Source organism: Streptomyces acidicola, from assembly GCF_009377235.1.
GTDB classification, from domain to species: domain Bacteria; phylum Actinomycetota; class Actinomycetes; order Streptomycetales; family Streptomycetaceae; genus Streptomyces; species Streptomyces acidicola.
The window spans coordinates 1-9,683 of the sequence record NZ_VMNX01000307.1 but is presented as its reverse complement, the minus strand read 5'-3'; the positions used below and the strand labels follow the sequence as shown (position 1 = coordinate 9,683).

At 73.7% G+C, this 9,683-nt stretch carries 8 protein-coding genes; 2 read left to right on the top strand and 6 right to left on the bottom strand.

What is annotated here, in order from left to right:
* The 6 genes from FPZ41_RS41650 to FPZ41_RS41625 all read right to left on the bottom strand — a co-directional run.
* The coding region (locus FPZ41_RS41650) for a PucR family transcriptional regulator ligand-binding domain-containing protein (RefSeq protein WP_194236401.1) at nt 1–1,056 on the bottom strand (1,056 nt) is incomplete at its 3' end.
* Nucleotides 1,057–1,197: 141 nt separating this feature from the next.
* Entirely contained in the window at nt 1,198–3,330 is a 2,133-nt protein-coding gene (locus FPZ41_RS41645; RefSeq protein WP_152869469.1) for an ATP-binding protein, read from the bottom strand.
* A 146-nt stretch (nt 3,331–3,476) separates the two neighbouring features.
* Entirely contained in the window at nt 3,477–4,121 is a 645-nt protein-coding gene (locus tag FPZ41_RS41640; RefSeq protein WP_152869467.1) for an aspartate/glutamate racemase family protein, read from the bottom strand.
* A complete protein-coding gene (locus FPZ41_RS41635) occupies nt 4,118–4,873 on the bottom strand; it encodes an AroM family protein (RefSeq protein ID WP_131569818.1) in 756 nt (251 codons plus the stop codon). Before FPZ41_RS41635 ends, FPZ41_RS41640 begins: the two co-directional genes overlap by 4 nt.
* 88 nt (nt 4,874–4,961) lie before the next feature.
* The gene (locus FPZ41_RS41630; RefSeq protein WP_152869465.1) at nt 4,962–6,638 is read right to left on the bottom strand and encodes an OPT family oligopeptide transporter; all 1,677 of its coding nucleotides are present in this window, start codon (nt 6,636–6,638) and stop codon (nt 4,962–4,964) included.
* Between the two features lie 22 nt (nt 6,639–6,660).
* Nucleotides 6,661–7,623, bottom strand: coding sequence for a DUF1177 domain-containing protein (locus tag FPZ41_RS41625; RefSeq protein ID WP_322621403.1), 963 nt, complete (start codon nt 7,621–7,623; stop codon nt 6,661–6,663).
* Between the two features lie 294 nt (nt 7,624–7,917).
* Between FPZ41_RS41625 and FPZ41_RS41620 the strand changes: the two genes are divergently transcribed.
* Both FPZ41_RS41620 and pepE read left to right on the top strand, forming a co-directional pair.
* Nucleotides 7,918–8,733, top strand: coding sequence for an IclR family transcriptional regulator (locus tag FPZ41_RS41620; protein ID WP_152869462.1), 816 nt, complete (start codon nt 7,918–7,920; stop codon nt 8,731–8,733).
* A 113-nt stretch (nt 8,734–8,846) separates the two neighbouring features.
* Complete coding sequence (pepE, locus tag FPZ41_RS41615; protein ID WP_152869460.1) at nt 8,847–9,575, top strand: dipeptidase PepE; 729 nt, start codon at nt 8,847–8,849, stop codon at nt 9,573–9,575.
* Nucleotides 9,576–9,683 lie beyond the last annotated feature (108 nt).

The window sequence follows — 9,683 nt, the reverse complement described above, 5'->3', positions numbered from 1 at the left end:
CTCCACCACCTCGGCCAACTGCCCGAGCGGGTCACCGTCGGCATCGGCCGACAGGGGCCTTCCGGCCACCAGCGACGCATCCGCCCCGAAGGGCTTCGACGCCGAGGTCGACTCCGCGAGGATCATCCGGAACGGAGCGTCCAGCAGTTCCCCGTACAGATCCCCGGCCACGGCCCGCGCATGGTCCGGCTCCCCGGCCAGCAGCATGCGCAGCACCGCCGCCCCGAGCCGCTGCTCGGCCGCGTGCAACGACCGCGACCGCTCCGTCGTCAGCGTCAGCAACGCTATGGCCGAGTGCACGGCGTACCGTTCGGCGGTCCCCAGTGCCGCGGCGGTGCCCACGGCGAGCGCGGCCCGGGGCCGCCGCCCGGTGCCGAGGGAGTGCAGCTCGACCCGGTCGCCACCGCCGTCCCCGTCCGGACTCCCGACCACCGCGCTCGCGGGCGCGGGCCGTTCCCGCAACCGTTCGACGTCCGCGGTGAGCCGGGCGGCCCGCCGTCCGGCCCACTCGGGCGCGGTCGCCACCAGGGCGCCGGAGGCGTCGTAAAGGGCGGCCCACCCGTCGAGCTGCGTGGCGAGCGCGGCGAGCAGGCCCTCGGGCGCGTCGTTCAGTGCCTGCTTGGTGAGCTCGCGCTGGGCCGCGAACCCGGCGGTCACGGCCCGGTACTGGTCGGCGGCTATGGCGGCGGAGACCGCCTTGCTGATGGCGAGGAACGGCGTGCGCCGCGGCACCTCCAACAGCGGCAGCCCCTCGCCCTCGGCCGCGTCGACGAGCGCCTCGGGCACGTCCTCGTAGTTCACCCCGACGGCGAACCCGAGTCCGACGACCCCGGCCCCCACCAGCCGCTTCACGTACCGCCGCATCGTCTCGGGATCCTCCGCGTCCAGCTTGAGCGCGGTGATCAGCAGCAGTTCCCCGCCCTCCATGTACGGCACAGGGTCGGCGAGCTCGCTCGCATGGGCCCAGCGGACGGGCACATCCAGGCCGTCCGTGCCGGCGCGCACGGTCAGTTTGAGCGCGGAGTGGTGGACGAGCGAGGCGAGCGTCGGGGGCATATGGCCTTCAGGTGTTCACAGAATCTGCGTCGGACACGGACAGTTTCTGCAATGATCACAAACAGCGTGATCATTTGTCCGCGATGTATGAACACCCTATGCCGATTCGGCCGGACCGTAAGGTCCGAATGGCCCGTACCGTCAGCTCCGCAGATCCACCAGCAGCGGCGGCGCGTGCTCCCCCTGCACATTCGTCAGCGACAGCACCGCGTGCCCCGGCGGCACCCCGTGCGCCAGCTCGGACGCGGACCACCGCTCCCGCTCGACCTGTCGCACGGTCACGGCCCGTGCGGTCGGCGCGTTCCCGGTGATCACGCGCCGCAGCACGTACAGGGCCTTGCCGGCCGGCGTCTCCGCGATGATCTGCCGGTCGGTGACGTCCCGGGCCTCGGTCCACTCCTTGCCCCACACCTCGGCGAAGTCCTGCCCGTCCCAGGGGGTGAGCCCGGACAGTGCCATCCGGCAGCCGGTCGCCCCGAGCAGCGGCCCGCGCAGCGGCCGGGGCACGTCGTCGAGCGTGCGCAGCGTCAGGACGGCCCCGGCGTGGGCGGACCGCAGCCGCTGGATGCCGCGTACGGCCTCGGGGGTCACCACTCCGGTGGCGTCGTCAAGGACGAGGCAGGCGAACAGCGACCGGTCCTCCCTGACGGCCACGCTGGCCGTGAACTGCGCGAGCACCAGCCGGGCCAGGATCCGCGAGGCGTCCGCGTGCCCGCGCTCGGGCAGGTCGATCCGCACGCGCACCGGATGGTCGAGCGCCTTCAGCGAGAAGGGCCGGGACTGCCCGGACGTGTCGAAGAAACCGGAAAAGGCGGGCCGGTCCAGCAGCGCCACCCGGTCCGCGAGGACCGATCCCACATCCCCGGGGTGCCCCGACTGCCGCTCCCGCGCGTCGAGTTCACGGAGCAGGGACTCCTCTCCGGCCTCCTGGAGGGCCTTGCGGAGCGCGTCCCGCGGTCCGGGTGCGCCGTCCAGGAGCTGCCGCAGCTCGGGCACGGACGGGAAGCGTCCGTGGACGGCGCGGAACGGCCCGAGAAGCTGGGCGAGCACGGTGGTGGAGCGGCGGCTGTCGCCTCCGGGGTGCGGGTCGGCGAGGTCCCCGACCAGCGCCTCGGCGAGTATGGCGGCCGCCTCGTCGGGGTCGATGGTGCCGCCGTACAGGTCGAGGTCGTGCACCGATTCGGGGTTCCCGATCCGTACGACGACGTCGTACGCGTCCGCGGGCCCGAGCCCGGCGCCCGCGGCACCGACGACGACGACCGAAGCCCGTCCGGCGAGGGCGTGCAGGCACAGCGACTCGGCGACGGGCCAGACGACGGAGCCGGTCTTGCCGGAGCCGGCCGGGCCGACGGCGACGAGTGAGGTACCGAGGAGCTCGGGCCCGAGGGCGAGTCCGGCCCCGCGGTAGGCGTACGGGTTGCGGGCGTCCTCCACGGTGGTCCCGAGCCGTACCTGTCCGGTGACCAGGTCGTGCCGGGCGAGCCGCGCCGGCAGGTCGCGCTCTCCGGAGGGGTGGAGGCAGGCGGCGGCGCCGTCCTGGAGGACGGCGGAGCTGAAGGTGGCGAGGCTGTGGCGTCCGCTGAGCACGCCCTGCCAGGCACGGAGGATCCGGGCGTGGTCGACGTCCCGCATGAGCCCGGAGCTTGCCTCGGCGGCGAGCCGCTCGGCGGCGTCGACGGCTCCGGCCGCGCGGAGCTGGTTCCACTGGGCGGGGTCGTCCTGGGGTGCGGGGGGCGCCTCCTGGGGCGCCGGCCGGCGGAAGCGGGGGGCGACGAAGCGGCGCCACACCTCGCTCCAGCGGCCGAGCCGGGCCACCCCGACCATGATCGCGAGGGCGACGAGCAGCTCGTAGCCCCGGTACACGAGGAAGGTGCCGGTCTCGCCGAGCTCGCTGTCGGCGCCGCGCCAGGAGTCCGGGGTGATCAGGTTGAGGGGCACCCACCACCAGCCGCCGAGGTACCCGTTCTGCAGCAGCGACCAGATCAGCCATCCCACCAGGAAGGCGATCAACGCCCCGCTCAGCAACTGCCGCGTCGGAATCTCCTCGGGCTCCTCCGCGGGCCGCGGCCGGTGTCCGAACCGCCACACGCCGGGTGCCGCGTCGGGTCGTGGTGCGCGCAGCCAGTTCACGAAGCCCGATCCGTCCGGCATCGGCGGTGCGCCCGGTGCCTGCGGCGGCCGGGGAGGCATCGCGGGCACATCCGGAGGCCCCGCCGGACGCGGTACGGGGTTCGTGTGCGTACCCCGGGCGTCCTGCGTCCCGTCGCTGTTCATCGCCCTTGCCCCCAGACCAGCCGCTGCGTCCACCATCAGCGAGTCAATCTAACGCCCCCGCCTGGGGAGTTCACCGTTTACACGGCCGGGTGCGTGTCCAATGCCTCCTGCGCCGCTGGTTCAGGAGGCGAGCCCGTCCCCCGTGGTCAGCGGCGACGGGCGTACGAGGCCAGCAGTCCCGCCGCGAGCACCGGGTCCACGACCGGCACGCCCAGCCGGTCCTCGAGCAGTGGGCGGACCCCGATCGTGTTCAGTCCGGTGCAGGCCAGCAGCAGGGTGTCCGCACCGGCCTCGACGAGACCGGCCGCGGCCTCCAGCACCGCTTCAGGGCCATCGGGGGCGAGCAGGTCCGTCGTACGGCGCACTCCCCGCGGCCGTGCCGCGCCGGCGAAGCGCTCGCCGAGGACCGCCGTCACGGCGGGCGGCGCCTCGTCCCTGATGCCCAGTACCCCTACGCGGATGCCGAGGCCCAGCGCCACGGCGGCGGCCGCCGAACCCGCGCCGATGACCGGCACGCCGACTGCCTCGCGCGTGCGGGCCAGCGCCGGATCGGCGGCGCAGCTGATGACCAGGGTCCCGGCGCCTTCGTCGGCCAGTTCGCGGGCCAGGGACACGATCTTCGGTTCGGCGCGGCGCTCGGACTCGTCGTCGTGGATGCCGTACGGCTGCCCGGGGATGCAGCGGGAGACGGCCGGAATCCCGTACCGCTCCTCGATGACCCTGCCGTGGGCCGCCACGGCCGCGGTGTCATCGCTGGTGAGGACGCGGATCACGCCGATGTGCGCGGTCATGAGCCGCTCCCCGGGTGGGTCGCGGGCGCCTGGGAGGGGCGGCCGAAGGCGGCCACCACCTCCCCCGCCATGCGGACGGCGATGGCCCTGGCCAGGAGGACGGGGCGGCCGGCGGCGCGGACGGCGGCCTGCCGCATCCGCTCGGTGTAGCCGATGCAGTCCAGGACGATCCAGGAACTGCCGGCCTCGGCGAGGGTGCGTGCGGCTGCCGCCACCTCCTGAAGTGCCTGCTCCGGCGGTGCGTACGGGTTGGCGGGGGCGGCCCGGACGCTGCCCGGTGCCACCTGGGACCAGCGGTGGACCGCGTCCTCGGCCTGGTCCGGGTGCGGGCAGACGATGCCCACCGGGTCGGGGCCGACGGTGGCCGCGACGCCGCGCAGCACCAGCGGTTCGGCGAACAGCAGCGGCCGGCTCGCCCGTACGGCGGGGAAGTGCCCGGTGCACAGCAGCAGCGTCGCGGCGGCGCCGTCCCCCTCCGCGCGGGCGACGGCCCGCTCGATGCGCGGGACGAGGGCCTTGTGGCCGAGCACCACCGAGCCGCCGTCGCGCAGCCGGGAGACCAGCGGCGCCTCGCCGGGCTCGGGGGCCAGCAGCCGGCGGGTCTCCGGCTCGGCGGGGCCGTCGAACCGTTCGCCGTCGAGCGCGCCGTGTTCCACCAGGCGCACCCCGGGGAGCAGCGGTTCGGCGTCGGGCCGCAGGTCGGCGCGCGGGGCCTGGCCGATGGTGACGAGGCCGAGGGCCGGGGTGGTCACGGGTGGCTCCTTCGGGTTTCGGGAACAGGACGCACGGAGGGGGTCACAGGGCCGCGGAGGTGGTCACAGGGCTCTTCCTGACAGGGGGTCACAGGGCCTTCGTGAGCTGGCCCACGTCGTTCAGCGAGCTTCCGGCCACCAGGCCCGCGCCCACCAGCGACAGATCGTTCTCGGACTGCTCGTCGGAGTCCTTGCGCGCCTCGGGGTCGGTCAGTCCGCGACGGCGCCACATCGTGTACGCCTGGCGGACGGCCAGGGCGCCGAGCACCATCCACCCGGCGTCGGGCGTGGCCACCAGCAGACCGGTGGCCAGCAGGACGCCCATCTGCCGGGACGGGCCGCCGAGGAACTGGACGAGCGCTCCGGGGATCGCCCACAGCAGCATGGTGGTCATGGTGCCGGGTTCGAGGCCGCCCTTGATGGTGGCCACGTACACCTCGGACACCGGGGGCACCCGCCCGTCCGAGAAGAACGACTTCCAGGCGATGGCGACCACGACGAGTGCGACACCGAAGCCGACCAGCTGCGCGAGGTACTGCTGACGCCGTCCCTCGATCTCGAAGGGCTGCCACGGCACGGCGTTCCGGCGCAGCAGCCAGCCGGCCTTGAAGTCGTAGCCGAGGTCGGCGAAGGCGGGGCCGGTGGAGGCCGTGTAGCCCACCATGAGGGCGAGCGGAACGGTCGGGATGTGCAGGACCAGGCCGATGATCAGGAAGATCAGGGTGACGGCGAAGGCCGGGAACCACCCCGAGTGCATCGCCGCGAGGCCCACGATGAGCTGGTGCACGATGGCGGCGGCGCCGGCCAGCGCCACCCAGCCGATCAGGGCGGGCAGGGACAGGCCACCGGCCACTCCGCCGGCGATCGCGACCACGACCGCGCCGCACAGGAAGAGGACCATGCCCTCCAGCAGGCCGCGGCGCAGCTGCGGTGCCTGGACCGTGCGCTCGTCGTCGTCGGAGGCGGTGGGTGCGGCGTCCGCCGCCGCGCCGTCGCCGCGCCCCTTGCGGTTGCGCATCAGCAGCAGCGCCTGGACCAGGGCGACGAGACCGGCGCCGATCATCAGGCCGTGCGGCACACGCTCGGCGCCGAGGTCGAAGCCGAAGTCAGGGGCGTACTGGCCGACGGCCAGACCGATGCCGAACATCGCGAGCGCCCAGATGTTGCCCAGGAAGCCCACGCCGGCGGCGCTGGTGGGGAGCTTGAACAGCGCGCCGACCACACCGATGACCGCGCCCACGCCGAGGATCGCGGCCTTGCGCCCGCCGGTGTCCCCGGCCTTGATGGTCTCGGCGGCGGCGATGCCCGCGGGCCAGGAGCCGGTGGCGGGCAGCAGCTTGGAGTCGAACACCCGGTACAGCACCCAGCTGTCGACGGCCAGCCCGATGACGGCGCCGCCCAGCATGGGCCACACCAGGTCGGTACGGCCCAGGGCGAAGGGCACGGCTATGGGGGTGAGCAGGGAGTTGGCGGCGGCGAAGGTGGAGCCGGAGATCGCCGACTGCACCAGGTTCTGCCGGTGCTGGGAGCGCATCCGGGCCAGCACGCCGACCGGGATGCGCCCGATCAGCATCGCCACCAGGGCGCCGATCACGGCCGTGTTGGGAGAGACGCCGAGCGACGTGATCAGCACGATGCCGATCAGGGCGCCGAGGACCGACATCAGGACGGTGATGACGAGGGTGACCGGTTCGAAGGCTCTGGGGTGAGCTTCGACCCGCGCGGAGGTGGCCTCCGCGGCGGTCCGGGTGTTCGGGTTGTTCATGGGGACTCCTGGGCGCGTGGGCTCATTGCGCGGGGACGGGCGCCTGCAGATGGGTCATGGGGCCGTACAGCTCGACCAGACGTGCGAACTCCGCGTCGTCGAGGAAGCGCGCGACTCCGCGGCCGAACTCCTTGGCGGTCTCGATCGCGAACCGGGCGGCGGCCGCGATGTCGGTCTCGTGGCTGGCGCCGGTGGCGCAGCCGGCCACGGCGGTGGCGGCGGTGATGGCGAGGCCGACGACCGGGGCCTTGGTGGCGACGGCGGGCTGGAGGATGGAGTTGAGGTGGTGCACCCCGTTGCCGTACGGGGTGATGTCCTGCGTGGTGATGGGCAGCACGCGCGCGGGCTCCCCGGTGACGGTCTCCAGGATGGACACCAGGTCCTCGCTCACCCGGAGGATCCAGCCCTCGCGGACGGTCGGCGACAGGGCGAGGCCGCGGTGGTTGAGCAGCCGGTTGCCCTTGGTGGTGTCGATGGAGACGACCGCGTCCATCTCGGGGGAGATCTCCTCGCGGTTGCACACCAGGGTGTCCACCGGGGAGTCCATGAAGGGCACCGGGTCGTGCGGCTGGGTGGGGGCCCACCCGCAGACGTGCGTGGAGAGGGTGACATCGCCGTCCAGGACATCGCCGCGGGCGTGCATGTCCAGCAGCTTGGCGGCGGCGGACAGCGCCGCGACCGCCCCGTCGGCGTCGGAGACCAGGCCGATGCGCTCCGGCCGGGCGCCGACTCCACCGAGCCGGCCGAGGATGCCGAGGGTCGGCGCGTCGCCGCCCGCGGTCCGGCCGCGGCGGCCGGGGACGGTGACGGAGACGAAGTCCGTGCTGCCCTTGTCGCCTTCGACGGTGCGTACCTCGATCCGCGGAGCGGTCGCCGGGTCGGCGCCGGCCGCCGTCTGAACGGCCCGCAGGTGGTCGGCGAGCAGTTCCCCGCTGGTCTGCGGGCGGTCGAGGAGTTCGATGATCTCAAGGACGTGTTTGAGCACGGGGGCCTCTCAGGACGGGATTGCGGGTGACGCGGCCGACAGGCCCGGGCTGGGGCCCTTCTGATGGATCTCCGCGGAGGTAGGAGCGGCGTCCGGTGCGTGCTCCCCCACTGCCTCAAGGGCGTGGGGGGACCCCCAGGCGTGCGTGCCGGGCGTCGCGACGCCGCGGAGATCCATCAGAAGGGCCCCTGCGGCGAATGAGGAGGTGCCCGGGGCCGGTGCGCCCCAGAGTCGGCCGACCGTTCCGCCGAGCGCAATGTTTTCTCGATATGCGGGAATGTTTACTCTTCCGTCATGGTCGAGCAGTCACCCGTAACCGGTCCGCCACCTCTCCAGACCGCGGACCGCGTCCTCAATGTCCTGCTGTCCTTCGACCGGGAGCGCCCGGAGTGGGGCGTCACCGAAGTGGCCGCGGAGTTCGGCCTGGACAAGTCGGTCGCGCAGCGGCTGCTGGCCGCGCTGGCGTACCGCGGCTTCCTGGTCTCCGACCAGCGCACCCGCCGCTACCGGCTGGGCCCGGCGGTGTGGCATCTGTCACGCGTGTGGGAGCGCGGCGGCGGCATGGCCAGCCTGGTCCGGCCCGCTCTGGAGGCGCTCGCCGAGGCGGTCGGCATCGGCGCGCTCTTCGCGGTGCCGGACGGGGTCCACATGCGCTGTGTCACGGCCGCGGACGGGGCGACCGGGCCGCTGCGCTACTACGCCCTGGCGGGCGAGCTGTACCCGGCGCACGCCGGGGCCACCTCGCGGGCCTACTTCGGTATGCTGCCGCCCGGCGATCGGGCCGTCCTGCTGTACGGCCGTCCGATGGCGCGGTTCAGCGAGAACACGCTGACCGACCCGGTGCGGCTGGAGGAGCGCTTCGCCGAGGTGCGGCGCCTCGGTTACGCCTACTCCGAGGGCGAGTACGATCCGCAGACCGCGGCGCTCGCGGTCCCGGTGCTCGTCGGCAGGCGTCCGGTGGGCACGCTGTCCCTGGCCTCGGCTCTCCAGGACCTGCGGGGCCGCCAGGAGGAGCTGGTCGGCCCGCTGCAGAGTCACGCCGCGGACCTGGGCAGGCTGCTGACGCCGACCCGCCCGCGGCATGTCCCCCCGCGCCGCGACGGGCGCTGAGCGGGCACCCGCCGGGCCCGGCGCCGGCGCACACACCGCCCGCCCCCCTCCAGAGATCTCTTCCGTCACCACATCCCGTCCACCACGTCCCGTCCCAGAAAGGGCCATCCGCCATGCAGTTGCTGCTGCTGTCCAACTCCACCGCTCCCGGCCGCGGTTATCTGGAGCACGCACGGGAGGAGATCGGCGCCCTGCTCGACGGCGTACGCCGGCTGGTGTTCGTCCCGTACGCCCTGGCCGACCGGGACGGCTACACCGCCCAGGTGGCAAAGGCCCTTGAGCCCCTGGGTCTTGAGGTGACCGGTGCGCACACCGTCGCCGACCCGGCCGCGCTCGTCCGCGACGCGGAGGCGGTGTTCGTGGGCGGCGGCAACAGCTTCCGGCTGCTGAAGGCCCTGCACGAGCACGGCCTGGTGCGGGCCGTCCGCGAGCGGGTGGCGGCCGGTGTGCCGTACATCGGGTCGAGCGCGGGTACCAACATGGCCTGTCCCACCCTGCGCACCACCAATGACATGCCGATCGTCCAGCCGCCCAGCTTCGAGGCACTGGGCCTGCTGCCCTTCCAGATCAACCCGCACTACCTGGACGCGCGGCCGGACCTCGGCCACATGGGCGAGACCCGCGCCGAGCGGCTGGAACAGTTCCTGGAGGAGAACGACGTGCCGGTGGTGGGGCTGCGCGAGGGCACCTGGCTGCGCAGGGACGCGGACCGGCTGACGCTCGGCGGGATAGCGGCCGGAGCCGTCCTGTTTCGGCGCGGCGCGAACCCCGCGGAACTCGGCCCCGGGGCGGACCTGAGCACCCTGCTGAGCGAGCGCGCGCGGTTCGACGCGCCGGCCTGAGCAGGTCTCAGAGGCCGGGTTACGCGCCGGGTGGAGACCCCGGCTTAGTCCACCGCGGACAACCCAACACCCCGACAACGCCCACATGGAGCATGCCCACCCCTCCTC

Bases quoted from the DNA above. Each gene is read 5' to 3' on its own strand.
- FPZ41_RS41645 (WP_152869469.1), bottom strand. From the start codon at position 3,330: ATGAACAGCGACGGGACGCAGGACGCCCGGGGTACGCACACGAACCCC.
- FPZ41_RS41640 (WP_152869467.1), bottom strand. From the start codon at position 4,121: ATGACCGCGCACATCGGCGTGATCCGCGTCCTCACCAGCGATGACACC.
- FPZ41_RS41630 (WP_152869465.1), bottom strand. From the start codon at position 6,638: ATGAACAACCCGAACACCCGGACCGCCGCGGAGGCCACCTCCGCGCGG.
- FPZ41_RS41620 (WP_152869462.1), top strand. From the start codon at position 7,918: ATGGTCGAGCAGTCACCCGTAACCGGTCCGCCACCTCTCCAGACCGCG.
- pepE (WP_152869460.1), top strand. From the start codon at position 8,847: ATGCAGTTGCTGCTGCTGTCCAACTCCACCGCTCCCGGCCGCGGTTAT.